Origin of the sequence: Vibrio splendidus (assembly GCF_002873455.1) — a bacterium.
Lineage (GTDB): Bacteria > Pseudomonadota > Gammaproteobacteria > Enterobacterales > Vibrionaceae > Vibrio > Vibrio splendidus_J.
Map to the genome: position 1 here is coordinate 194,592 of NZ_MCUN01000013.1, position 24,430 is coordinate 219,021.

Consider the following 24,430-nt stretch of genomic DNA (forward strand, 5'->3'; position numbering starts at 1 on the left):
ATTAAAGAAAAGGACGAGGCACTCGAATGATAAAAATGTTGGTATGCGACTTTGATGGGACACTGGATGGAGGCTCTTCTCATGGGGTTAATCAGTTGTTTAATTACTTAACAGAGCAACCCGATATCCGCTTTATCATCGCGACGGGTAGAACACTGCCTTCAATTCGTTTGGGGTTGGCGTCAGATAACTACCCGAAACCCCACAGTATTATTAGCGATGTAGGCACGAGAATTCACCACTCCCAAGAACCCGATCATATTTGGCATAAACAGTTAGAAACATCGTGGAACAAATCAAAGGTAGAGTCAGCACTCGCACCACTCGATTTTATGGGCAAACGCTTTGAAAACCATCAAGGCGATTACAAGATTACTTTTGAAGGGAAACTGTCTGAACCTCAGCATGAATTGATCGAATCGAGCTTAGAGTTACACGGATTAGATGTTCACCTTACTTATTCTCACGACTGGTATTTGGATATCACACCGAAGGGCGTCAACAAGGCCACGGCGATTCATCACCTGCTAAAACAACATGATTTGAGTGTTGAGGAAGTGTGTGTGGCGGGCGACTCAGCTAACGATACCTCTATGCTAACGATAAAGGGCGTGAACTCAATATTAGTGGCTAACCATTACCCTGAGGTCGCTCACCTGTCCGACAGAGACAACGTATACACCAGCAATGCGACACACGCGGAAGGTGTGTTAGAAGGCTTGAAATACTGGCAAGAGCGTTCAACCGCGGGTAATTAGAACAAGTAGAGCTGAGCAGCAGACCTCTACTTGATACACTTATTTCCAACCAGGAAGCCAATGTTCCTTGTCCGTTAGATCCCGCCAGTTGATATCTTCTTCTCGTTTAGTCATCACGGCTTCTATCAAGCAACGAATGACCTCTCCTTCTTCAAACTCGATCTCTGTCACCATAAAGTGCTTTTCTTTCTTTACTGGGCTAACGGCCGTCCATTTGCTGCGAAGTAGTTTCTTGGGATTGATTCGATTCATGAGCTTATTTCTCGCTTAGATGTCATTGATTATTATGGGCTGTCTAGCCGACACAAGTAATAGTCTTCAGCTCGTGAAAAGGATCAAAAAAAAGCCAGCGATTAGGCTGGCTTCATTCAGTTAGCTATTTCTCGTTAAAGATTAACCATTTTTAGGTGGATCAAATGCCGTTAGTTCTAATACTGGGCCTGTGTATTTTTCAATTTTCACAAGCGCAGAGTTTGCAGCACAACCATTGGCCAATCGAGACGTCGGGATATCCAACGTAAGCACGTTACAGCCACCGTTTTTACATAGGCCTGTATCTTTATCTAAATCTGGCCAACCGCCTTCATGGATACATACAGAGCCTTGCTTGATGCCATCAGTCACTAATGCACCTACCAACACTTGTCCGCGACCATTGTGTGCACGAACCAAGTCACCGGTTTTAATGCCTCGAGCTTTCGCATCTTCAGGGTGAATTGAAATCGGCTCACGATCTGCAATCGCGTACTCTTCGCGGATCTTCGCGTAGTTAAACTGGCTGTGTAGACGGTGCGCGGCGTGCGCTGTCATCAATTGCAGTTCGCCATCTTTAGCATTACCTGTGTACTCTGTCGGCTCCATCCAAGTTGGATGTGGAGGGCAATCATCAAGCTTATAGCCTTCAATCGTTCTAGAGAAGATTTCAATCTTGCCACTTGGTGTTCCGAGCGGGTTCATGATTGGGTTTTCACGGAAGTCAGCGTAACGAACAAACTTCGCATTCTTGTCGTTCCACTTCATCTCAATCAGCTGGTTATCTTCCCAGAACTTGCTGAAATTCGGCATTGCAACACGTGCTGCGCGGCCACCTTGTTGAGCGGCTTTGTAGAATTGGTACAACCATTCCATTTCTGTTTTGCCTTCGGTGTACACCTCATGGCCACCAGGAGCTAAAAGCTCTGCCATATCTGCGAATACATCAAAATCGTTACGGGCTTCACCTTGTGGCTCAACCGCTTTTTTCATTGGAACTAAGTGTTGGTTACTGTAGTCACCCGTCATCGTCAGATCGTTGCGCTCAAACGATGTTGTAATAGGCAGAACAATATCCGCATGCTTAGCGGCTGCAGTCCAGTAAATCTCTGAAATCACAACTAGTTCCGGTTTCTGCCACGCTTTGATCAAACGGTTCGTATCTTGGTGGTGAGTGAAGTTACCACCACCCGCCCACCAGATCATTTTGATATCTGGGAACACACGGTCATGACCATTATGCTTATACGCTTTGCCCGGGTTTTCTAGGGCTTCAACAATACGAGCAACAGGGAACGAATTAATCACCTTGCCCGTCGCAGACCAGCCACGCTCATCACTACCCGCGACAGCACCTAAAGATGCAGACATTGCAGGCAATACACCAGCATCACGAGATGGATTACCACCATTTGAGTAGTGGTAAGAGAAGCCGAACCCACCACCAGGCAAACCAATCTGACCAAGCATTGCAGCAAGAGTTACCAACATCCAGTGGCGTTGCTCACCAAACTGTTGACGCTGAATACCCCAACCTGCCATCAACATAGTGCGGTTACTGCTGAAAATATCAGCCAGCAATTCAAGCTGCTTAACTGGCACGCCACACACGCTTGATGCCCACTTAGCATCTTTCACTACGCCGTCTTCTTTACCCATCAGGTAATCTTCAAAAACGTCATAGCCTGTCGTGTATTTATCAATAAACGTTCGGTCGTGCTTACCTTTGATGACTAACGTATGGGCAATACCCATCAACATAGCCACGTCAGTCATTGGGTGTGGAGCAATCCACTCTGCGTTGTCGCCAAAGAACTCAATGGTTTCAGAGCGCATTGGGTCGATAGCAATCACTGTCTTGCCCGATTTCTTCAATTGATGGAAGAATTCTAACCCTGAGCAGTCTGTTGAACTCCATGCGATCTTCAAAGTGTTCATTGGGTTTAGACCCCAAAGCACCACTACATCACTGTGCTCTAACACCATTGGATGCGTTGTTTGCTGCTCGTATACTTCAATCGAGCCCACAACGTGCGGCATGATAACTTGCGCAGCACCTGTTGAGTAATCGCCCATATGACCTGAGTAACCACCAGCCATACCCATGTAACGTTGAAGTAAGGTTTGTGCTTTATGAAGCACACCACTAGAACGCCAACCGTATGAACCTGCGAAAATCGCATCTGGGGTGTTATTTTCACGAATACGCATGTGCTGTTCGTGTATTAGTTTGTACGCTTCTTCCCAAGATACGCGAACAAACTCATCGCTACCACGCACTGCTTTAGGCGCTAACGGGTTATCTAAGTAGCTCTTGCGCACCATAGGGTATTTAATACGCGCTTTGGTATGTACTTGATCTGGGCCTGTTGTTTGAAGGCTGTTGAAAACGGTTTGAGGTACTGCGTTCGTTGTAGACACTAGCTTGCCGTCTTTCACTTCACACAACATAGGCCCCATACGACCGGCCGTTAGAACACCTTTACCACGCGTGTTTGACGAAGCGACTGACATTGGAGAGAACGACGTAAACGCCATTGCACCAGCAGTCATACCTGTGCCTTTTAAAAATCCGCGACGTGTAATATCTGTCATTTTTTATTCCTTACTATTAGTGGCCAACAACGTCTTTCGCGTGGTTTTGGAAGTACTTAGTCAGCAGTTCAAGGTTTTGTTCTGAGATATCTGTACGAGTTCCCATACCTTTCGCTACCGGTCCCCAAGCGTTAACGGTGAAGTGCTCACCAGGAATTTTTGCGTGACAAGTTGAACAATAAACGTTGTCTAACTCTTCTGCATAAGACCAGATTGGATCTAGGCTATCGACAACTGGAGACGCAATATCGCCAGTTAACGCAACTGAACGCCACTCGTTACCGTAAGCATCCGCCTTGTATTCACCCGTTTTAAGTGCGGATTGCCCTTGCTCAGTCAAAGTCGCAACAATTGAACGTTGGCCTTCGCCGTAGTAAAGCACTTGCTCAGCGCCTTTCATTTGGAACGCATTCAGCGTCACAGTGCGGTTGTCGCCTTCCGCTTTAATCACTTCTAGTTTCGCTGTCGGGTTTAGGTTACCAAATTCGCCCATTGCGATATCAGTTACTGGGTAAACCACTTTCGCATCTACTGGCGTGTTTTTCGTAAATGCAATCAGAGTATCGAACGCTTTGCTATCTAGCTGAGCTTCAGGAGCAAAATGCGCGACGCCTTTGTGACAATCGATACACGTTTGATTGTTCTCTTTGCCATATGCATGCATTTTCGCCGCATCACGAGATTGTTCGAATGTTTCCATTGCATCGAAATCGTGGCAAGAGCGACACGTCGCTGAATCGTTTTCACGGAATTGAGCCCAAACTGTCTCAGCCATATCTTTACGATGCGCTTCATATTTCTCAGGCGTGTCGATCTTCCCTGAAATAAACTCGTGGTAGATGTCTTTAGACGCTCTCACTTTAGTGATCACGTAGTCCACCGGATCTGTTGGAATATGGCAATCCGCACACTCTGCTCGAATGCCTTTTGCGTTACTGAAATGGACCGAACCTTGGTACTCTTTGTGCGGAGTTTCCATGGTGTGGCAAGACACACAAAACTCAGTGCTCGATGTGTAGTGCATAACAGCGGCTGTTCCACCTAAGGTCAACCAACCAATACCTATACCAACCGCTGCTATTAGTGCGATGTAACGTTTTTTTATTGTCATAATTTTTAATCATCTTCAACAATTGCTTACAATTACGAGTAGAGTAGTACTTTAGGGGTAGGTTTGTTTGACGTGGATCATGGTTCGTATTCCGAGGAGCAAAAAATGAACCTTTATTTAGGCCCGATGCAAGTTTATAAAAACGCCCCACCCGACACCCAATCACCAAGCTAACTAATGGGCAGACTTGCATTCTATATACTAATCAAACAAGCAATGACGACACTAAATCACTCCCTAGGTCAAAGAACTAAATGTAACTTCAATATAATGTCTGCTTTCTATTTTCCATAAATTCAATACGCGATGATTCAAACAGAATTCCAACAAAAAATGGCGAGTTTCACCTCGATTGAACAAGCGCTTGATTACTTTGAAATTGGGTTTGATAGCAAGTTCATCAACCAAAATAGAATCGAGCTTGTGAAGCGATTTAATGGTTATCTGATTCTGTCAAAACCTGATGATTGGTTTTCTGGACGAAGAGCATTGAAAAACGCTTATTGCAAGGTTCAACGTAGCAAGTTAGATCGCCACACGCGCTCTGCTTGTCGCGGATGTACAACATGCCAGCGCCGATAGACCGGAGATGGCTGTTAAGAAATAGAGAACTAAAAGTAGACAGTTGAAATAACATCTCATTGGGATCTAGTCAGTGGTTTGGTCAAAAAAAAGTGTGCTAGTCTTACGGCAACTCAACTACGAGATAGAAACTACAATGAAAATTTTCAGCAATTTCGAAAGCGGCAACATTCACGTCGTTTCAGCAGATTCACCACAAAACATTCAACTGACTATCCCAGCAGACAATCAGACTGAAATCTCTCAATGGTTTCACTTCCGTTTAGAAAGTGAAGCTCAACAAGCTCATCACTTTGAAATCGGCCAATTAGCTACATCTGCCTACCCTGAAGGCTGGAAAGATTACGATGTGGTTGCATCTTATGACCGTGAAGAGTGGTTCCGCATTCCATCTCAGTTCGATGGCGATATATTAAGCTTTGATATCATCCCTGAACACGATTCAATGTACTTTGCGTACTTCGCACCGTACTCATACGATCGTCACCAAGACCTTCTTCACAGTGCTCAAACGCACCCGGCATGTAAGCTTGAAACGTTGGGTCACACCCTAGACAACAACGACATCACTTTGCTAACTATCGGTGAGCCAAGTGAAGAGAAGAAGAACATCTGGGTTATTGGTCGCCAACACCCTGGCGAGACGATGGCTGAGTGGTTGATCGAAGGTTTGCTGCAACGCCTGCTTGATGAGACAGACACTGTCGGTCGATCTCTTCTAGACAACGTTGTTTTCCACGTTGTACCGAATATGAACCCAGATGGCAGCATCCGCGGCCACCTGCGTACTAACGCAATTGGCGTTAACCTGAACCGTGAATGGCAATCACCTTCGATGGACCGCAGCCCAGAGGTTTTCCTTGTGCGCGAGCGTATGCTAGAAACTGGCGTTGACCTGTGTCTAGACATTCACGGTGATGAAGCGATTCCATATAACTTTGTTGCGGGTAGCGAAGGCACACCTTCATACAACGAACGCATTGCAAAACTAGAGAACCACTTTAAGCAAGCACTGCTGACTATCACACCAGAATTCCAAGATGAATTTGGTTACGATAAAGATGAACTGGGCAAAGCGAATATGACCGTTGGCACAAACTGGATCGGCGAGCAGTTCAAGTGCTTGTCTTACACAGTAGAGATGCCATTCAAAGATCACATCAGCCACGCTGATGAACTTTACGGTTGGTCTCCTGAACGCAGCATCGCTTTTGGTCACGACATGCTAGCAGCCGTTTGGGCAACAGTAGACGAGCTATAAAACGAACCATAGACAGGCTAAGCTCCTTAGTTTGTCCTTATAGTTAGTTTGCTTACATACATAGCAAAGCCCAGCACTTGCGAAAGTGCTGGGCTTTTTAATTTCAGCTTAGAATCGAGTAATTTGGGGGGATGAGCGGCTTGGGTTTTAAGGCATCTAACTTAAAAGCTTTCTATGCCACTCTGAGGCTCGCAAAAAATACGGGGTATCTTTGCCTAATGTGCCTTTGTTCTGAAACCATATCCTTGAAGCTTGGTCCTTGTAATAACTGAACGATCACTTCATCGCCTTCTTGTCGCAGCACTGCACCACTAATATCAATGGTGTTGTTATCGTGCAGTCTTAAACTGCCCGCCATTGAGAAGCCTCGATAAACAGGAATGATGTTACGCATCATCAAACGCACACCCTTTTCAGAGACCTCACTGACATGAAAAAGCTCATCCTTAATTCGCATCACTGGACGTGCCTTTTTTGGGTACTTCAAGCGGTAATATTTGCGTTTCTGGGTGAATGACTCTTCACTCATCTGTGACTCCCTGTGTCTGTTTATTCGGTCAAGCAATAGCCTTTAGCTTCAATTGGATTTAGAACGAACACATTCACCAAATTGATAGCTGGTTATTATATCGACTTTAAGAGCCAATGCTTTAGAGATTTATACAGAGAAACAACAATTGCTTAGCATTCAGTAAAAAATGAGAACTGAATCGGAAATGAGAGCTGAGTCAGGAAGTCGGGAATGAGATCTGAACCGATAGGTAAATGCTCAATTCTTCATGTGGGTCCCCTAAAGCTGGAACAACGCCAACTGAATGCTGAAGCCCACAAATAGAATCCCACAAACAGTGTTCATCATTTGCGAGGTACGCTTTTGAACCAACAAGCGCTTAAACGTATCTGCCATTAAGATCACGACTAAGAACCACATCGACACCACTGTCGCTTGAATTGCACCGAGTATTAGGCTGTCTGTCACAATCGCATCTGTTGAAACAAATTGAGGGAATACCGAAAGATAAAACAGGACGATTTTAGGGTTCAGTAAATTAGTGAGAAGCCCTTTGAAAAATTGGTTATAAAGCTTACTCCCCGATGCACTGATTACAGAAAGCATACCCTTTTGAGCACGCCGTGCCGCACGAAAATGGTTATATCCAAGCCAGCTAAGATACAAAACTCCAGCCCACTTTAACCCCTCAAAGACCATTGGTGTGTTCGAAAGTAACAAACTAATTCCGTTGGCCGAAATAAAGGCATGAAAAAAGAAACCACAAGACACACCTAGCACGTTCACAAATGCGAACAACTTCCTCTGAGTCAATGCTGTGCTTAATACCAATAAAGCATTAGGGCCCGGGATAATGGCAATAAAAAACACGATAACAACAAACAGCCAGATACTGTCCAAACTCATTTCGAACTCATTTCATGAACACTTTTAGGGCCGATATTGTACGTCCATTCGATAGCATTACAATATGACAAACGCTTAATTAACTTGCATGGCGATCATCCAGAAATAACGCGTATAATGAATCCGTTTATCGTGTAACGTACAAAACTGATTCTCTAACATTTACAGCCCTGTTAGACTCCTCCTCCCTTTTGATACTTGGTTCATTTATGTCATTTGATAGCCTAACCCTTAACGCTCAAACTATTGCTGCGATCCCCACCCACCTTCATACTCCTACAGAGGTGCAGCAATCGGCTATTCCCCATATTGTTTCGGGCAAAGACGTTCTAGCCTTAGCCCAAACAGGCAGCGGGAAAACATTGGCGTTTGGCTTACCTATGTTAAATAACATCAATGCTGCAATGCGCGAACTGCAAGCGATCATCATTGTTCCAACCCGTGAACTTGCCTCTCAAGTAGCCAAAGCTCTAAAACCCATCGCAACCGCTCTCGATATCAAAACAGTGACACTGACTGGTGGAGTTGATATCGATAGTCAGCAACAACAATTGTTAGAAAAGCCACAACTCGTGATCGCAACTCCTGGCCGCCTACTTGCCGTTATTCAAGAGAGTAAACTAGTGCTAAGCCAATGCGAGTCCTTAGTTCTTGATGAAGCAGACCGTTTACTCGACATGGGATTTTGGCCAGATGTTCAAACCATTATTTCTGCTCTTCCTAAAAAACATCAAACACTGCTGTTTTCGGCTACGCTACCAAAAGAACTGGTCAGTCAGACTGAGGCGCTACTTACTAATCCCGTAAAGATCACAACCCATCAAGAGAACAGTGTCGTTTCAGCCATTGAAGAAACGCTCTATCTAGTGAACAAGGGAAGTAAACCTCAAGCGCTCATCGCATTACTGAACCAACACCAGTGGCCACAGGTACTGGTTTTCATCAGTGCCAAAGACAATGCTGACGCGCTGACCAAGCGACTGAATAAAGCAAAAATTAGCGTAAGTGCTTTACACGGCAACAAAAGCCAAGAAGAAAGAACGGAAGCATTAGAAAGTTTCAAAAATGGTAAAACACAAGTGTTGATCGCAACTGATGTGATGGCTAGAGGCATACATATAGACCAACTACCTGTAGTAATTAACTTTGACTTGCCATCTCACTCTGCGACTTACGTACACCGTGTCGGGCGCACAGCCAGAGCAGGAAGCACTGGATTCGCAATTTCCCTTGTGAGCCACAGTGAAACTGAGCATTTAAACGCCATCCGTACCCTCACCAACAAAGCACTTCCGTTGCAATCATTAAAAGGTTTTCCAGTAACGGATAAACCCGCATCTGAAACAACTGCGAGAAAACGTCCACCAAAGGACAAAATGGCCAATCGCAGAACGGCAAAAAAGAAGAGTGTTAAGCAATTTAAGAGCAAGCCAAATTCTTCGAAATAACCAGTTCTTCAAAATAACCACAGAAAGTCAATTAGCCCAGTTTTTACTGGGCTTTTCATATGCAATAAAATATAACATCACGCCCTCTAATTACCGCAAAGACACCAATTTAAATGACATTTTTATTAATTATGATGCCAACGTATTGATTCTTGGTTGCTCAAAAAAAATACTCTAAAATCACGTTGACGCCCCTATATCTGGCAACTAGATTTTTCTATTAGTGTCTAAAAACCGGGAGGTCATTGAAATGAAACGTGCAAGCTCTACATATCGATTACAACTGATTAAGGAAGTGGCTACTCGCCGAGATCGTCAGCGTTCCAGTGACCCGATGGCAAACTACATACAAAACCTGATAGACAACAAAGATGACTGTGATACCTCGGTGGAACGTAACCAGAGGTTCAGTGGCAGTCATTTTGATGAGCATATTGGTGGTTGGGTTAGCGACCACTGGGGTAACAAGTAAGTCGATATCGGAAGTCACTGACTTAGCAAATAAAGTAGCGTAGTCGCTGTAGAATTTGTCTCCGCATTAACCTATCATCTGCAACAATTCCCTATCCTAGAGTAAGCAGAACGTGTCTGAGTTAAAAAGAGAAAAAGAAGTGATGGTTGCCTTCCAAGTGATCCCTCGCGTTAAAGAAGGCAACAACTTCGAAGTGGTTGATCAAGCAATTGAAGTTGTGAAATCAGCCGATGTGCCTTTCCAAGTTGGTGCGATGGAAACCACGATGAAAGGTGAACTCAACCAATTACTCGATATCGTTAAAAAAGCAGAGCAAGCTTGCTACGATGCAGGGGCTGTAGAAGTGATCACAAACATTAAGATTCACAGTAAAACCACCGAGGCCGATGATACATTTTGCACGTATCATCGTGGTGTAACGAAAGCGAACCACATGTTTGTTTAGTAACTTTTTTGTTTCAGAAAATCGAGCTTTAAGAAAGACTCTGAAGAACCAGTGGCGTTATTGAAAAGGCATGTCTGAAAGGTGAGAAAGGATTTCCATTCGTTCTTCTTCTGACATCGAATGCCAATCACGCGGGCTCTCTTCAGGGTCATGTTTAGCCCCAATGGATTTTCGTTCCAGAGCTTTGACCGGTTCTTTTTTGAGTTTTGCGTTCTTTTTATTCATACCAACATCACTCCTTCTGGTACAAAGGTACCTACCTTAATATTACACCCCAACCATTATGTAAAGTAATAGTTACCTCGGAGTTAAATAAAATCTTGATGCTTCCTCATTAACCGAAAAGATCTCTTTGAGGGCTTGTATTTCCCTCTTCGTCGACCGACTTACCAACCAAGTTTTTTTGCTTCATTACTTTTCTTCTGTAACGCTGACGACAAAGCTTAATCACGTGCAATTGTTCTGACGGAGTCATCGACATCCAATTAAAACGCTCTTCTCTTTTGCGCATACACCCATTGCAATAGCCTTTATCATCACTTGAGCAAACCCCGACGCAAGGGCTTGGGACTTGGAAAAACTCTAACTGCTCCACCATGCCTCCTTACACATTCAATATTGAGCTTACTAATTAAAAAATAAGCGATTAATTTGTCGCCTAGCTCATAAAACTCATACTAAACTATGACCTTATACTGACACATATAGTGTTTTGTAAACTATACTTTGAACCCATCAAGTTACACTTATTCGGTAACTTCGTTCTTTCCTTTGGAGCCTTATAATATGAAGTTTAGTTCAAAAAAATTACTAGCAGTAGCCGCTTTACCTATGATGCTAGCAGCATGTACAACAACAGGTGACAACGCGATGCAAGTAACACCAACCGATCTACAGCACCATAATTGGGAACTTGCTCAAATTGATGGCAAGGACATTGAGAAAAGCGAAGATCAAGCAGCTCCTCGTCTAGAGATCGGCGAAAAGATGACTGCAAACGGCATGGCTGGTTGTAACAACTTCTTCGGTCAAGGCGAGCTGAAAGACGGTCAATTCCGTATCAAGCAAATGGGTATGACAATGAAAATGTGTCACGGTCCTGCGATGGAAATCGAACAATCGGTTTCTGCGACTTTAAGCGAGTGGAGCGACGTAACCCTAACAAACGATACGCTAGTACTGAAAAATGATGTACACACGCTAACGTACACAATTCGTGACTGGGTAAACTAATCCATCATCGAAACCAAATTTTGATTGAAGGAGCCTGATGGCTCCTTTTTTATTATCAGCAGACCCTCACTACTTCTTCAAAATTGACACTCATCACCGACTTTTCGCACCAACCTCCAATAAACCTCAAAAATCTCTCATTTAAGTGCAATAAATTCACTGGCTCAGCGGTCTGTTGCTAGGATGGCAAAAGCCTAGAGTCTGTTAAGTTTTTTAGATGATTGCTTATCGAACAAAACTCAACCTCAAACTCCCTGCGTCTTCTCAAGTAATTGATTGAATTTACTGTTGAATTAGAATTTATTTCAGAAACAGATAGAATAACTGTTAGGGAGTTCGAAAATACAGTGCTCTTGCCCGTTCACTACCAAATGGAAAAGTTTATGAACAAGATAGTAAGTACGTTAGGAATCATGGCAACCGTTGCATACAGCGCAACCATTTATGCTGATGAAACAACATCAACCGACAGCTGGAACCAAATAGAACAGCAGGCAGAGGGAGAAACTGTCTACTTTCACGCTTGGGGCGGAAGCCAAGAAATCAATCGTTACCTACAGTGGGCAGGCAAAAAATTACAAAGTGACTTTGGTGTTACGTTAAAGCATGTGAAAGTAACCGACATTGCGGAAACGACTACTCGACTACTTGCTGAAAAAGCGGCAGGAAAGAACAGCGAAGGCAGCGTCGATATTGTCTGGATCAATGGCGAGAACTTCCGTTCGATGAAAGACAACGCTCTATTGTTCGGTCCATTTACGGAATCACTTCCAAATTGGCAGTATGTCGATAAGTCTCTGCCTATTGATGTCGATTTCTCCGAGCCGACAGAAGGTTTAGAGGCTCCGTGGGGCGTTGGGCAACTTGTGTTCATCCACGACCAAGAAACGCTACACAATCCGCCACAATCATTTTCAGAGATGTTGAACTACGCTCAGGCTTTTCCAAATCGCTTAAGCTACCCTCGCCCACCAGAATTTCATGGTACGAGCTTCATTAAGTCTTTACTGATCGAACTAACAGACAATAACCCTGCACTGGCTCAGCCGGTTTCAGAAGATACCTTCCAAGCAGTAACCACGCCACTGTGGGCTTACTTAGATAAATTTCATAAAGTGGCATGGCGAGGCGGAAAGCAATTTCCTGCAGGTACATCTGAAAGCATTCAACTTCTGGATGACGGACAGCTCGATCTTGCGATTACGTTCAACCCAAACTCTGTTTATTCAGCACAAGCAAGTGGTCGCCTAGCCGAAACCACCAAGGCTTATGCGCTAGAAAGCGGTGCTTTATCTAATATTCACTTCCTGGCTATTCCTTGGAATGCTAATGCAACCGCAGGTGCTCAAGTGACCATCAACTTCTTACTGAGCCCAGAGGCACAGTCTCGCAAAGGTGACCTCAATGTTTGGGGTGATCCTTCAGTGTTAAGCAGCAAGTACCTAACTGGCAGTGCTAAAAACACCCAGCAATTTAAATCAGTTGATGAACCACATCCTAGCTGGCAAAACGCGCTCGAGAAAGAGTGGCTTAAGCGATACGGTAACTAACCTTCATGCTACGCGCTCTATATTTTGTTGTTATAGTTGTGTGCATTATCCCAACCATTCCTGGGGTAGCGGGAGTAGTGGCTTCGTCACTGAGTTTCATCCCGCCCCTAGGTTTAGAGGAGCCAACACTCAACGGTTTTAGCCAAGTATTTCAATGGGAAGGTGCTTGGCACTCTATTAGCTTGAGCCTAGGATCAGCGATAGCAAGCAGCTACATAGCCTGCTTCCTGACCTTTTGTATTCTCCAGGCTTCTTGGGGAAACAAGTTTTGGAGAAAGATTGAGCTAACGCTTTCGCCAATGCTTGCCATTCCACATGTTGCTTTCGCTATCGGCTTTGCTTTTCTGTTTAGTCCGACAGGGCTTGGCGCAAGAGCAGTACATCACTTGATCGGCGAATCGGCTACAAGCTCTGAGTTGGCTCTGTTGGTCAAAGACCCATACGCGTTTGGCCTCATCCTCATGTTGGCACTCAAAGAAGTTCCTTTCTTGTTGCTGATGAGCATTTCGATACTTCAACAAATCGATGTAGAACGTATTACCAAGGTGAGTGCATCGCTCGGTTACAGTCGCACTCAGATCTGGTGGAAGTGTATTTTCCCACAATGGTTTACTAAGCTTCGCTTCCCAATGCTGGCTGTACTCGCCTACAGCGTATCAGTTGTCGACATCGCGCTCATCATTGGCCCAACCAACCCGCCGACTTTTGCCGTTTTAGTGTGGCAATGGTTCAACGATCCTGACCTTAACCTATTACCACGAGCTGCTGCTGGTGCTATTGTTTTATTTGGCTTGGCTTCGTTGATCATCGCCTTAGCGCGTTTAATAGAGCGGGCTGTGCTTAAGTACTTTAGAGCTTGGCAATATTCAGGCAGAACAGGCGTAAACCTACCGGGGAAAACGATATTTACGCTTCTGGCTGCACTATCTTTGATGATCATTCCGTTAATGGGAATTTGGAGTTTTGCTCAGCGTTGGCGCTTTCCTGATTTGCTTCCTAGTCGCTACAGTATGCGCTTCTGGGAATTCGAATGGGATGGCATCATGAGCACCGTTGGACAAAGTTTATGGATTGGTCTGATTGCTGCCTCAATCGCTTTATTACTTGCGCTCGTTGCGCATGAGTACCGAATTAAATACAAGTGGCAAGTTCCAGGCTTTGTTATCGCCATTCCAATGTTGATACCTCAACTGTCGGTATTGTTCGGCATGCAAATCACTACTCTATACATTGGCAGCAGTGCCTATGAGCTGTGGGTTATTTGGGCGCATGTTTTCTTCGCCTTTCCTTTTGTGTATCTGTCTTTGGACGGCCCATGGAAAAGCTTCAATGATGGACTGATAAAAGCTTCACTGAGCTTAGGCAAATCGCCATTTCAAAGTTGGTATTCAATCAAACTCCCGATATTACTCCCTGCGGTCGCTTTTGCTTGGGCGGTTGGGATCAGTGTGAGTTTGGCTCAGTATTTACCAACATTAATGCTCGGTGCGGGTCGCATTAGTACTATCACCACAGAAGCCGTCGCGCTTACCAGTGGCTTCGACCGCAGGGTAACCGCAATTTATGCAATTTGGCAGGCTTTGTTGCCTCTGTTCTTTTTCTCTTTAGCGATATTGGTCAGCCGACTTCAACTCAGATATCGCCGTCTTACTTTTAAAGGTTTTCTAACTAATGAGTCTGCACCTCAACGACCTCGCCATTCATAAAAATGGTGGTGAATCGCTGTTTTCAGCGCTAAATGTAACATTAGAATCAGGCCAAGTATTGGCTTTGATGGGCCCAAGCGGCTGTGGAAAATCGACTTTGTTAGACGCCATAGCTGGTCACCTAAATGATGAGTTTTCATACTCTGGTACCGTTATGTTGAACGATATTCAGCTGGATGACCTCCCTTCACATCAACGTGAAGTCGGTATTCTTTTTCAAGACGACTTGTTGTTTCCACACCTAAAAGTGTGGGAGAACTTGGCCTTTTCGCTACCTAACTCTGTTAAGGGTTCAGATCGCCAACAACAAGCAATGAAAGCGTTAAAAGACATTGAACTGACCCGCTTGGCTGATTCGTTTCCCGATCAAATATCTGGCGGCCAGCGAGCGAGAATTAGTTTAACTCGTATGCTATTGGCGAAACCGAAATTGGCGTTGCTTGATGAACCGTTCAGTAAGCTCGACCAAGAACTCAGAGCCCAGTTTCGCGACTGGGTATTTGAACAACTCACTAAAGCGAATATTCCGACACTAATGGTGACGCACGATCAAGCCGATGTGCCTCAAGGTGCAAAAGTTCTGTCTTGGCCATGGGGAAGTAACCATGCTAGATAAGTACTCTATTAAGGTCATCAAATGGCCGCTAAATCAATCCGCCAAACTACTTAATAGATTCGGCGTCACTGCCAATCAAACCACCCTGTTTGGCTTTCTGGTAGGATTTTTAGCGTTTCCAGCATTGGCATTTCAACAATACGATTGGGCGTTAGGCTTCATTGTGTTTAACAGAGTATGTGATGGGCTTGATGGGGCGTTGGCTCGAATCCAAGGCATTAGTGATGCGGGCGGTTTCCTCGATATCAGCCTAGATTTCCTTTTCTATTCGTTAATCCCTTTTGGGTTTGTTATCGCAAACCCAGAACATAACGCCATTGCCGGTGCATTTTTGATTTTCTCTTTTATCGGCACTGGTAGCAGCTTTTTAGCGTTTGCAGTTATGGCCGGCAAGCGAGGCATTGAGAATCCAGTTTATAAACATAAGTCTTTGTACTACATGTCGGGGTTAACCGAAGGTACAGAAACCATCGCCTGTTTTATTGTGTTTTGTATTTTTCCTCAGCACTTTGCCGTTATTGCCTATACCTTTGGCGCAGCGTGTTGGTTAACTACGTTCATGCGTATTTATTTTGGATTCCAAACTCTCAAGAATCAAACCAGCTAGTGCGAATGTCTGCATTCTTCATAAACAAAAACGCCGCTCATATGAGCGGCGTTTTTAGCTGATTCTGAAATTCAATTAAGCGTCGGCAGAGGCTTTAATTTGAAATCTCAGCACCTTCAGACTTGAATCAAGGTCGACATCGACAAACTCAGGCGGGTTATCGAGGCGCTCGATAAACTCAACACTAGGAGCCTCTTCTGCCATCGTCTCAATCAAGAAGTTAGGTGATACAACTGGCGAGTTAACACAAGCAATCACTTCACCGCCTTCAGTTAGAAGCTCAGGTAAGCGACGTAAGATCTTTTTGTAATCTTTGGTTAGTGCAAAACTGCCCTTTTGGAACGACGGCGGATCGATGATAACCAAATCGTAAGGACCACCCTTTTTGATTTTCCCCCACGACTTAAAAATATCGTAGCCAAGGAAGTTAACCGAGCGCATGTCGTGATCATTCAAGCGGTGGTTATCTCGACCTTTATTCAGCGAGCCGCGAGACATATCCACATTCATGCATTGACGAGCACCACCAGCAATAGCCGCGACAGAGAAACCACAAGTGTATGCGAACAAGTTAAGGACGTTCTTGCCCTCAGCATTGTCTTGTACCCATTGACGACCATTACGCATATCGAGGAACAAGCCAAAGTTTTGATTGCGCCCAATGTCTAGTTGGTACTTTAAACCGTGCTCAACCACGACGGGTGAGTCATTGAGTTCACCCCATAAAACCTCTGACGGCGCACCATCGGCATAACGATGTTGCAGAACAATACTTGTGCCCTGCTTTACTTGCCAGATATCTTTATTGGTGAGATCGACCAGTCCCGCTTTAAGAGATGATAAGAACTCGTCATCCACTTCTTTGAATACGTTAATCAATAACTGCCCATCAACCCAATCACATGTTAGTTGATCTAGGCCTGGCCAAAACTTACCACGACCGTGAAAAATACGGCGTAGTTCATTCGGCACTTCATTAAGTTGCTGTTCAATATGACTAAAAAACAGAGGTAAAGCTGATGCTTCCATTATTTCACTCACTTAGTGTTTAGCTTTGGCCAAGTTAATGACCAAGGTTCAAGCCAACTATCTAAACCATTAGACACGGTTTCTTGATGCCACTTCTCACCTAAGGAATCAAGACTCCTTGGATCGCAGACATATTCATAAGCTTGAGATTGATAGGTAAATCGAATCGCGAAAGCATGCAGATAACCTCTGTCAGCTTCATTCGATGGATTATAAATAGGGTCACCAACAATAGCCGAACCAATCGACTTCATCGCAACACGAATCTGATGAGTTCTTCCCGTATAAGGTTTGCATAAAAGTAACCGCTCACCGGGTTCAGCCGTTGCAGATAAAAACTGCGTAATGGCAGGGTTTACTTTGGTCGCAAGTAACTTCCAACTAGAACGTCTTGAACGCTCCATATCACCTACAATTAGTCCTTGTTTTTTCTTTGGTTTTTTTGAACCAATCGCAAGGTAGTATTTCTCTACTTCTCGTCTTGCAAACAGTTGCGAAAGTTCACTCGCAGCCGCTGCATTTTTTGCTAGCAAAAGAATACCCGAGGTCATTTTATCTAGGCGATGCACAAGATATAACTTAGGCTCATTGATCGCGTTAGCAACTTCTTGAAGCAACATAGTGTCACCATCGTCTTTGTGGACGCTGACGCCTGGACGTTTATTAATAAGTAAAAAATCAGAGTGATTCAGAAGAATGTCGAACATTTAAAGGCTAGCTCCATTGTAGAACGTGGAGTATACCGTGTCTGAACCCAGATTCCAGTTACGAGAAAGCCCAATCAACTCAATAAATATTGAATCATTGGGCTCATCTTTTATCTGGCTGCTTTCTGTGCTGGATATTTAATCCCTAACCAACACGCATTAAGCGCTAAGCGAGTTTGAATTTACCGACAAGCGCTTCAAGCTCGGCAACCTTAGCATTAAGGCCTGATGTATTTTCAGAACTACGAGTCGCCAATTGTAAGGATTGCTCTGAGATGTCACTGATCGCCGTAATATCCGCTGCAATTTCTTTGGTTACAGCCGTCTGTTCTTCTGCTGCTGTGGCAATGGAATTTACCATGCTTTGCACGTTAGCTGCGCCACTCACAATAGCTTCGAGTGCAGATACCGCACCAGAGCTTTGCTCTACGCCAATCTCAACTAAACGACAGTTATCTTGGGTATAAGTAACCGCTTCTTGAGTACCAGATTGAATGGACTGGATGATCCCTGATACTTCTTGCGTCGCTTTTGTGGTTCTCTCTGCTAGTGCTCGTACTTCATCAGCAACCACTGCGAATCCACGTCCAAATTCGCCCGCTCGTGCCGCTTCAATCGCAGCATTCAACGCCAATAGGTTTGTCTGCCCTGCGATATCCTCAATCACCTTAATGACGCTGCCAATCTGCTCACCATGTGAACCTAGCGCGTTCATTTGCACAGACATATCACTCATTTGAGTCGACACTTGTTGAATACTCGCGACCATTTCAACAATCACATTACGGCCATCTTCTGCTGAAGACTCAGAACGTCGCGCTTCTTCATAAGTTGAAGTGCCCTGCTGCGCCACTTCCGAAATGGTCAAGCTGAGCTCTTCCGCTGCAGTTGCAATCAGATTCGCTTTATCCGCTTGTGCCGATGCACCAGAAACGATGTCATGACTAATCGACGACAGTTCGCCGGTAACCGATTGAACTTGGTTGGTTACTGAAGAGATAGAACCTAATAGATCGACCAATGATTTCTGCATCTGATTGATCGACGTAGCAAGATCCGCCAGTTCATCACCGGAATCATCAACGATATCCCCAGCCGTTAGGTCACCATTTGCTACGCGTCGCGCAACTTGTTCAACACGAGTTAGACGGTTGGTGATAGAACTCGACAATACATACGCAATCACACCACCAAATACGATCGCAATGGCAGACAACACCATGATGGTACGTTCAATAGTGGTAAACGACTCGGTTAAAACAAGCAGCGATTGCTCTGTATCAGCACGCTCACTTGCCGATGCTTGATCCAGTAATTTTTCAACTGGGATTAGGTTGCTCTCATACAAAGAACGAAGCTGCTGGATATTCGATAACAGCGCAGACTCATCGTTGATCTTAGGTACAAGTTTCGATTCAAACTCTTGAGTGAAGCGTCCCATTAACTCTTCGATTCGCTGAACACGACGGTGATCTTCTGATCCTCGGCTCTCCAAGCGTTTTGCTTGTTCAATTGCTTGAGCAAATTCGTTCTTGTTCGTTCGATAATCATTGAGTGCATTATCTACTTGGGCGATTGCACCCAATGCATCTCGATAAACATCCCCAGCTTCATCAATTAACAATAGGTAGGTGACCGTCCCTGGGACATCATCCAAACGGATCTCATCAGCACTTTTATGGGCATTGATGACCTCAATCCATACGATACCCACCAACATCACTAGTACGGCTAATATAGAGCCAAAACCAGCATACAACTTTTTCCTAACTGACAATTTCACACAACACCTACTTAAATAAAATACAGCTCAATCAGCTATCACTTGCTTTATATCGGCTACCAGACTGATAACTTTACTGTTTATTTTTCTTAGATAATTAAGTTTTATGCATAAAAAAAACGGGAGCCTAAGGGCTCCCGTTTCTTAACTTACTTTAACTCGCGATTGTAGCTTCTAAGAGCTATGGTTTCTTAGAGCTATAGCTTCTCAGAACTATAACTTCTTAGAGATAAGCGCAGAGCCAGCAATGATACCAATACCGAGTAGCATGATTGCACCTTTACCGCTGTCGAAGCCAGAAGAGATACCCATGAACGCTACGATAGCGATAGCTACTGGGATGATGTACTTAACAAGTGTGTACCATAGACCGAATAGTGGGAAAGATACTTCACCGTCGTTAGTGATTTCTTTCTCTAGGTCAGCACGGTTTAGTCTCCAACCAGCGAAGATACATACCAACATACCGCCAACTGCTAGGAAGATTTTATCCGTTAGTAAGTCGAAGATATCAAATGCACCAGTACCAAACAGTGTTGGACCGAAGCCGCCAAGTGATAGAGAAGCGAAGATACATAGAATCGCCATTACTACACTTGCAGACAGTACTGCAGTCACACGCTTCATGCCTTTCTCATCGATTAGGTACGAAACCACGACTTCAAGTAGAGATACTGAAGAAGTTAGTGCCGCAACACTTAGACCAACGAAGAACATTAGTGCAAATAGAAGACCAACTACGCCGCCCATTTCAGCGAATAGCTGAGGAACAACAACGAACACTAGACCAGGACCCGCTGCAGGCTCCATGCCGAATGCGAACATTGCAGGGAACATTGCAACACCAGCTAGGATAGCAACGCCTGTATCCATCGCCGTAACCATAGCTGTAGTTTGAACTAGGTTCTCTTTCTTCTTAAGGTAAGAACCGTAAGTCAACATACAACCCATACCAAGAGATAGTGAGAAGAATGCTTGACCTAGTGCTGCTAGAATTACACCGCTGTCTACTTTAGAGAAGTCAGGACTGAATAGGAATTCAAGACCAGCCATCGCGCCCGGAAGCATTAGGCCTTTGATTGATACCACGATAAGGATGATGAAAAGAAGTGGCATCAGAATCTTACCCGCTTTCTCAATACCGCCAGAAATACCCTTCATAACGATAACAACGTTAAGTAGTAGGTATAGGCCCATCCACATAAGTGGTTGAACTGGGTTTGAGATAAAGCCACCGAAGCTGTCACCAATTGCTTCAGGTGCGTCTAGTAGACCACCAGCAATCTTACCGATGTATGCGATAGACCAGCCACCTACTACAGGGTAGAAACCCATGATAAGTAGACCACTGACTACGCCGATAACACCAGCGAACGTCCAACGACGGTCAGTTGATTTAAATGCACCTACTGCTGATTTTTGCGTATGACGGCCAATCGCAAATTCAGTCAGCATGACACTGAAACCGATGAAGATTACAAAAAACAGGTAAATTGCAACGAATGCACCGCCGCCACTTTCGCCTGCTGTGTAAGGGAATTTCCAAATGTTACCTAGACCAACAGCAGAACCTGCTGCAGCCATTACGAATCCTAATTTCGAACCCCAGGTATCGCGGGGTGTTGTGGTTGTATTACTAGTGGCCACGTGTACTCCAAATTTTGTGTTATGTGATGTTGTGTTTTGCTTTGGGTGGCGTCTTTTAAAAGAAAGGCGTAAACAATAATTTACAACCCTAAAAGATTTGATTGACGCTCTTTGTATAGCAAGTAAACCAGTTTAAGAATAAAATTGGAAGCCCGAACCGTACAAATTTCGTTACCAATGTAAATTTTTATGGTTAAATGCCGACTTTCCGTACAAAACAATCATTTTCTTCTTAAGTTAACTAAAACTTAACAACTTTAACCTGTTTACAGCTTTTGCTCTATTTTGTAAATAGTTGATTCCTTAAATTCCCATATCCGCAAAATAGCATTACTATCTAAGTGTCTCTTTTTTCGAGTATTCAATGTGGAAAAGCTCTACCATTTTTTAACTTTGGCTTCTGTTGCTTTGTACTGGGTTCTCGTAGCCGGTGTGACCTTTCGTGTCGTACTAAAACGACGCTCTGTCAGCGTTTCTCTCGCATGGTTGATGGTTATCTACATTATCCCGATTGTTGGCGTAGGCTGTTATTTCCTTTTCGGAGAGCTAAACCTAGGTAGAAAGCGGGCTGAGCGCGCACATCGTATGTTTACTCCGTTTGGTGATTGGTTCCGCCAATTAAATGATTGTCAGGTTCACCTTCCAGGTAAAGTTGGTTCCCCAATTCACAAGATTGATGAGCTTTGTAATAATCGAATGGGTATTCCTGCACTCAGTGGGAACACACTTTCACTGCAAGCTTCACCCAATGAGATCCTGCACGCAATTATCGAAGATATAGAAAATGCACAAACCAGTATCAAGATGGTTTTCTACATTTGGCATCCTGGTGGCCTAACCGATTCCGTAGCCTCCGCGCTGATTCGAGCGGCCAAGCGCGGCGTAGATGTTAAGGTTTTACTCGACTCGGCAGGTAGCCCGCGCTTTTTCAAAAGTCATTGGCACTCAATGATGAAAGACGCTGGTGTGCAAGTTGTGCAAGCATTAGAAGTAAGCCCTTGGCGTATTTTCTTACGCCGCTTAGATCTAAGACAACACCGTAAAATCATCGTGATTGATGAAATCATCGCCTATACTGGTTCGATGAACATGGTTGATCCCGCTCATTTCAAGCAAAGCTCTGGCGTTGGTCAATGGATCGACGTAATGGTCAGAGTCACCGGGCCAACCGTTAACGTATTGTCGGCAATTCATGGTTGGGACTGGGAAGTCGAGACGGGCGAACGAATTCTCCCCGACATACCAGAATGCCCTGTTGAAGAAATAATGACCCATCATCCGGTTCAAGTTGTTCCATCGGGCCCAGGTATGCCTGAATATTTGATTTTGCAAGTTTTGACCATTGCCATTAATCAGGCAAATCGATCAGTACGCATCACAACACCTTATTTTGTCCCAAGTGCCGATTTACTCGAAACACTTAAAATGACAGCGCAAAGGGGTGTAAACGTAGAACTGATCATTCCACACAACAACGATTCATTGATGGTTAAATGGGCTTCTCGCGCTTTCTATACAGAGTTACTTGAAGCTGGCGTTAAGATTTACGAATTTTACGGTGGCCTTCTTCACACCAAATCGGTAGTGATTGATGAAGAGTTTTGCTTAATCGGAACGGTCAATATCGACATGCGTAGCCTTTGGTTAAACTTCGAAGTGACACTAGCCGTTGATGACGTACACTTCACCAAGCAACTGTTTGATTTGCAGCAATCCTATATTGAATCATCTCATCCAGTGGAATTGGAGCAATGGGAGCAACGAAACTTACGTAACAAATTCTTCGAACGACTGTTCTACTTGTTCAACCCACTGCTGTAATCCAATCAATGAGTCCACTACGACTCTTCACTCGCTGCTTATCGGATTTTTAACCTTTTACAATAAAAGACGTGAAAGGTTAAAAAGCGAAAGAAAAGCATAAAAACTCCCCCTCAGCTCTTGCTTTGAATGCTATTGGCATGTTTTAAATAGGACATAACCGATTGATAAGGAATTCACAGCATGTCCGAAAACAAAACCACTAAACTGATCACTGCAGGTCGTGATAAAAAGTGGACTAATGGTGTCGTTAATCCACCAGTACAACGCGCTTCTACCGTCGTGTTCAACTCAGTAGAAGAGAAACGCAAAGCTACGATTAATCGTGCTAATAAAACGCTTTTTTACGGACGCCGTGGAACCAACACTCATTTCGCTTTCCAAGATGCTATGGTTGAAGTCGAAGGCGGCGCGGGTTGTGCACTCTACCCTTGTGGTACTGCAGCCATTTCAAATGCCATTCTTTCTTTTGTAGAAACAGGCGATCATATTCTGATGGTCGACACCTGTTACGAGCCGACTCGTGATTTCTGTGACACCATCATGAAGAAGATGGGTGTAGAGACGACCTACTACGAACCAACGATTGGCGAAGGTATCCAAGACCTTATCAAGCCAAATACCAAGGTATTATTTACCGAGTCTCCAGGTTCAGTCACCATGGAAGTTCAAGATGTTCCGACTCTGGCTCGTATTGCTCACGAACATGACATCGTCGTTATGCTTGATAATACTTGGGCGGCAGGTGTGAACTTCTCACCATTTGATTTCGGTGTTAATATCTCGATTCAAGCAGCAACCAAATACATTGTTGGTCATTCTGACGTAATGTTGGGTACTGCAGTAGCCAATGAAAAATGTTGGGATCAACTAAGAGAGCAAAGCTACCTGATGGGGCAATGTGTCTCGCCAGATGACGCTTATTTAGCACTTCGTGGTATTCGTACTCTTGACGTTCGATTGCGCCAACACGCAGAGAGCAGCTTGAAAGTCGCTAAATGGTTGGAGACTCGACCTGAGGTTGATCATGTTCGCCACCCTGCCCTTGAGTCTTGCCCGGGCCATGAATTCTTCAAACGAGATTTTACTGGCGGTAATGGTTTGTTCTCTTTCGTACTGAAGAACTCAAATCCACAAGCAACTACAGCACTGCTTGATGGCATGACACACTTTAGTATGGGTTACTCATGGGGTGGTTTTGAAAGCTTGATTCTAGCGAACGAGCCGAGCAGCTTTAATAGCCTGAGAACGATAGCGAACCCTAATTTCGAAGGTACCTTAATACGCGTCCATATCGGCTTGGAAGACGTTGATGACCTGATTGCGGATATAGAAGCGGGGTTAGAGCGTTACAGCGCTCTGGTTTAACCTAAACGCAGGGGCTAAATTA

Annotated in this window: 24 protein-coding genes; 13 read left to right on the forward strand and 11 right to left on the reverse strand. The window is 44.4% G+C overall.

All coding sequences use genetic code 11. The features are described 5' to 3' along the window. Positions 1–26: 26 nt before the first annotated feature. Positions 27–758, forward strand: a complete 732-nt coding sequence (locus BCU75_RS13600) for an HAD-IIB family hydrolase (RefSeq protein WP_102474173.1) — start codon at positions 27–29, stop codon at positions 756–758. Between the two features lie 39 nt (positions 759–797). Here the strand turns inward: BCU75_RS13600 and BCU75_RS13605 are convergent, their stop codons facing one another. The 3 genes from BCU75_RS13605 to BCU75_RS13615 all read right to left on the reverse strand — a co-directional run bounded on the left by BCU75_RS13605 (position 798) and on the right by BCU75_RS13615 (position 4,716). After that, positions 798–1,010 (reverse strand): TIGR02450 family Trp-rich protein, encoded by a 213-nt coding sequence (locus tag BCU75_RS13605; protein WP_102474174.1) that lies wholly within the window; start codon positions 1,008–1,010, stop codon positions 798–800. Positions 1,011–1,151: 141 nt separating this feature from the next. Further along, complete coding sequence (locus BCU75_RS13610; RefSeq protein WP_102474175.1) at positions 1,152–3,605, reverse strand: molybdopterin guanine dinucleotide-containing S/N-oxide reductase; 2,454 nt, start codon at positions 3,603–3,605, stop codon at positions 1,152–1,154. Positions 3,606–3,621: 16 nt separating this feature from the next. Beyond that, positions 3,622–4,716, reverse strand: a complete 1,095-nt coding sequence (locus BCU75_RS13615) for a NapC/NirT family cytochrome c (RefSeq protein WP_102474176.1) — start codon at positions 4,714–4,716, stop codon at positions 3,622–3,624. A 306-nt stretch (positions 4,717–5,022) separates the two neighbouring features. On the opposite strand from BCU75_RS13615, the gene BCU75_RS13620 reads away from it, so the two are divergent. Together BCU75_RS13620 and BCU75_RS13625 are read left to right on the forward strand one after the other, a co-directional pair. Next, positions 5,023–5,298, forward strand: coding sequence for a nitrogenase-stabilizing/protective protein NifW (locus BCU75_RS13620; RefSeq protein ID WP_102467228.1), 276 nt, complete (start codon positions 5,023–5,025; stop codon positions 5,296–5,298). A 136-nt stretch (positions 5,299–5,434) separates the two neighbouring features. Then, positions 5,435–6,559 (forward strand): M14 family metallopeptidase, encoded by a 1,125-nt coding sequence (locus tag BCU75_RS13625; RefSeq protein ID WP_102474177.1) that lies wholly within the window; start codon positions 5,435–5,437, stop codon positions 6,557–6,559. 172 nt (positions 6,560–6,731) lie between these two features. Here BCU75_RS13625 and BCU75_RS13630 read toward each other — a convergent pair whose 3' ends face one another. Both BCU75_RS13630 and BCU75_RS13635 read right to left on the reverse strand, forming a co-directional pair. Continuing rightward, positions 6,732–7,088: a hypothetical protein gene (locus BCU75_RS13630; protein ID WP_017109877.1), complete on the reverse strand. Its 357-nt coding sequence runs from the start codon at positions 7,086–7,088 to the stop codon at positions 6,732–6,734. A gap of 261 nt (positions 7,089–7,349) precedes the next feature. Then, positions 7,350–7,976: a LysE family translocator gene (locus tag BCU75_RS13635; RefSeq protein WP_102474178.1), complete on the reverse strand. Its 627-nt coding sequence runs from the start codon at positions 7,974–7,976 to the stop codon at positions 7,350–7,352. A gap of 209 nt (positions 7,977–8,185) precedes the next feature. Between BCU75_RS13635 and BCU75_RS13640 the strand changes: the two genes are divergently transcribed. The 3 genes from BCU75_RS13640 (at position 8,186) to BCU75_RS13650 (ending at position 10,341) form a co-directional block, all read left to right on the forward strand. Then, complete coding sequence (locus tag BCU75_RS13640) at positions 8,186–9,424, forward strand: DEAD/DEAH box helicase (RefSeq protein ID WP_102474179.1); 1,239 nt, start codon at positions 8,186–8,188, stop codon at positions 9,422–9,424. Positions 9,425–9,674: 250 nt separating this feature from the next. Then, positions 9,675–9,896: a hypothetical protein gene (locus tag BCU75_RS13645; protein WP_102474180.1), complete on the forward strand. Its 222-nt coding sequence runs from the start codon at positions 9,675–9,677 to the stop codon at positions 9,894–9,896. A 142-nt stretch (positions 9,897–10,038) separates the two neighbouring features. Next, a complete protein-coding gene (locus BCU75_RS13650; protein WP_102474181.1) occupies positions 10,039–10,341 on the forward strand; it encodes a thiamine-binding protein in 303 nt (100 codons plus the stop codon). Positions 10,342–10,398: 57 nt separating this feature from the next. On the opposite strand, the gene BCU75_RS24435 is transcribed toward BCU75_RS13650, so the two are convergent. After that, positions 10,399–10,566: a hypothetical protein gene (locus BCU75_RS24435; RefSeq protein ID WP_165690359.1), complete on the reverse strand. Its 168-nt coding sequence runs from the start codon at positions 10,564–10,566 to the stop codon at positions 10,399–10,401. 109 nt (positions 10,567–10,675) lie between these two features. Beyond that, positions 10,676–10,939 carry a DUF1289 domain-containing protein gene (locus BCU75_RS13655; protein ID WP_081396815.1) on the reverse strand — a complete coding sequence of 88 codons (264 nt, stop codon included), beginning with the start codon at positions 10,937–10,939 and terminating at the stop codon, positions 10,676–10,678. Positions 10,940–11,127: 188 nt separating this feature from the next. Between BCU75_RS13655 and BCU75_RS13660 the strand changes: the two genes are divergently transcribed. From BCU75_RS13660 to BCU75_RS13680, 5 genes are all read left to right on the forward strand, one after another. Further along, complete coding sequence (locus BCU75_RS13660) at positions 11,128–11,574, forward strand: META domain-containing protein (protein ID WP_076677744.1); 447 nt, start codon at positions 11,128–11,130, stop codon at positions 11,572–11,574. 383 nt (positions 11,575–11,957) lie between these two features. After that, a complete protein-coding gene (locus BCU75_RS13665; RefSeq protein WP_102474182.1) occupies positions 11,958–13,124 on the forward strand; it encodes an ABC transporter substrate-binding protein in 1,167 nt (388 codons plus the stop codon). Between the two features lie 5 nt (positions 13,125–13,129). Beyond that, entirely contained in the window at positions 13,130–14,830 is a 1,701-nt protein-coding gene (locus tag BCU75_RS13670) for an ABC transporter permease (RefSeq protein WP_102474183.1), read from the forward strand. Beyond that, complete coding sequence (locus BCU75_RS13675) at positions 14,796–15,446, forward strand: ATP-binding cassette domain-containing protein (protein WP_102474184.1); 651 nt, start codon at positions 14,796–14,798, stop codon at positions 15,444–15,446. The genes BCU75_RS13670 and BCU75_RS13675 overlap by 35 nt, the downstream gene beginning before the upstream one ends. Continuing rightward, complete coding sequence (locus BCU75_RS13680) at positions 15,436–16,053, forward strand: CDP-alcohol phosphatidyltransferase family protein (protein WP_102474185.1); 618 nt, start codon at positions 15,436–15,438, stop codon at positions 16,051–16,053. Before BCU75_RS13675 ends, BCU75_RS13680 begins: the two co-directional genes overlap by 11 nt. A gap of 75 nt (positions 16,054–16,128) precedes the next feature. On the opposite strand, the gene BCU75_RS13685 is transcribed toward BCU75_RS13680, so the two are convergent. The 4 genes from BCU75_RS13685 to BCU75_RS13700 all read right to left on the reverse strand — a co-directional run bounded on the left by BCU75_RS13685 (position 16,129) and on the right by BCU75_RS13700 (position 21,219). Further along, on the reverse strand, positions 16,129–17,082 hold the full coding sequence (locus BCU75_RS13685) for a class I SAM-dependent methyltransferase (protein WP_102474186.1): 954 nt from the start codon (positions 17,080–17,082) through the stop codon (positions 16,129–16,131). 8 nt (positions 17,083–17,090) lie between these two features. Continuing rightward, a complete protein-coding gene (locus tag BCU75_RS13690) occupies positions 17,091–17,789 on the reverse strand; it encodes a TIGR01621 family pseudouridine synthase (protein ID WP_076676557.1) in 699 nt (232 codons plus the stop codon). A 166-nt stretch (positions 17,790–17,955) separates the two neighbouring features. Beyond that, complete coding sequence (locus tag BCU75_RS13695; RefSeq protein WP_102474187.1) at positions 17,956–19,572, reverse strand: methyl-accepting chemotaxis protein; 1,617 nt, start codon at positions 19,570–19,572, stop codon at positions 17,956–17,958. A gap of 213 nt (positions 19,573–19,785) precedes the next feature. Beyond that, positions 19,786–21,219, reverse strand: a complete 1,434-nt coding sequence (locus BCU75_RS13700; RefSeq protein ID WP_012604350.1) for a sodium-dependent transporter — start codon at positions 21,217–21,219, stop codon at positions 19,786–19,788. A gap of 366 nt (positions 21,220–21,585) precedes the next feature. Here BCU75_RS13700 and cls point away from each other — a divergent pair, with 366 nt between their 5' ends. Then, on the forward strand, positions 21,586–23,040 hold the full coding sequence (gene cls, locus BCU75_RS13705; RefSeq protein ID WP_102474188.1) for a cardiolipin synthase: 1,455 nt from the start codon (positions 21,586–21,588) through the stop codon (positions 23,038–23,040). Between the two features lie 183 nt (positions 23,041–23,223). Further along, entirely contained in the window at positions 23,224–24,408 is a 1,185-nt protein-coding gene (locus tag BCU75_RS13710; protein ID WP_102474189.1) for a cystathionine beta-lyase, read from the forward strand. Positions 24,409–24,430: the final 22 nt, after the last annotated feature.

Bases quoted from the DNA above. Each gene is read 5' to 3' on its own strand.
- BCU75_RS13600 (WP_102474173.1), top strand. From the start codon at position 27: ATGATAAAAATGTTGGTATGCGACTTTGATGGGACACTGGATGGAGGC.
- BCU75_RS13605 (WP_102474174.1), bottom strand. From the start codon at position 1,010: ATGAATCGAATCAATCCCAAGAAACTACTTCGCAGCAAATGGACGGCC.
- BCU75_RS13610 (WP_102474175.1), bottom strand. From the start codon at position 3,605: ATGACAGATATTACACGTCGCGGATTTTTAAAAGGCACAGGTATGACT.
- BCU75_RS13615 (WP_102474176.1), bottom strand. From the start codon at position 4,716: ATGACAATAAAAAAACGTTACATCGCACTAATAGCAGCGGTTGGTATA.
- BCU75_RS13620 (WP_102467228.1), top strand. From the start codon at position 5,023: ATGATTCAAACAGAATTCCAACAAAAAATGGCGAGTTTCACCTCGATT.
- BCU75_RS13625 (WP_102474177.1), top strand. From the start codon at position 5,435: ATGAAAATTTTCAGCAATTTCGAAAGCGGCAACATTCACGTCGTTTCA.
- BCU75_RS13630 (WP_017109877.1), bottom strand. From the start codon at position 7,088: ATGAGTGAAGAGTCATTCACCCAGAAACGCAAATATTACCGCTTGAAG.
- BCU75_RS13635 (WP_102474178.1), bottom strand. From the start codon at position 7,976: ATGAGTTTGGACAGTATCTGGCTGTTTGTTGTTATCGTGTTTTTTATT.
- BCU75_RS13640 (WP_102474179.1), top strand. From the start codon at position 8,186: ATGTCATTTGATAGCCTAACCCTTAACGCTCAAACTATTGCTGCGATC.
- BCU75_RS13645 (WP_102474180.1), top strand. From the start codon at position 9,675: ATGAAACGTGCAAGCTCTACATATCGATTACAACTGATTAAGGAAGTG.
- BCU75_RS13650 (WP_102474181.1), top strand. From the start codon at position 10,039: ATGGTTGCCTTCCAAGTGATCCCTCGCGTTAAAGAAGGCAACAACTTC.
- BCU75_RS24435 (WP_165690359.1), bottom strand. From the start codon at position 10,566: ATGAATAAAAAGAACGCAAAACTCAAAAAAGAACCGGTCAAAGCTCTG.
- BCU75_RS13655 (WP_081396815.1), bottom strand. From the start codon at position 10,939: ATGGTGGAGCAGTTAGAGTTTTTCCAAGTCCCAAGCCCTTGCGTCGGG.
- BCU75_RS13660 (WP_076677744.1), top strand. From the start codon at position 11,128: ATGAAGTTTAGTTCAAAAAAATTACTAGCAGTAGCCGCTTTACCTATG.
- BCU75_RS13665 (WP_102474182.1), top strand. From the start codon at position 11,958: ATGAACAAGATAGTAAGTACGTTAGGAATCATGGCAACCGTTGCATAC.
- BCU75_RS13670 (WP_102474183.1), top strand. From the start codon at position 13,130: ATGCTACGCGCTCTATATTTTGTTGTTATAGTTGTGTGCATTATCCCA.
- BCU75_RS13675 (WP_102474184.1), top strand. From the start codon at position 14,796: ATGAGTCTGCACCTCAACGACCTCGCCATTCATAAAAATGGTGGTGAA.
- BCU75_RS13680 (WP_102474185.1), top strand. From the start codon at position 15,436: ATGCTAGATAAGTACTCTATTAAGGTCATCAAATGGCCGCTAAATCAA.
- BCU75_RS13685 (WP_102474186.1), bottom strand. From the start codon at position 17,082: ATGGAAGCATCAGCTTTACCTCTGTTTTTTAGTCATATTGAACAGCAA.
- BCU75_RS13690 (WP_076676557.1), bottom strand. From the start codon at position 17,789: ATGTTCGACATTCTTCTGAATCACTCTGATTTTTTACTTATTAATAAA.
- BCU75_RS13710 (WP_102474189.1), top strand. From the start codon at position 23,224: ATGTCCGAAAACAAAACCACTAAACTGATCACTGCAGGTCGTGATAAA.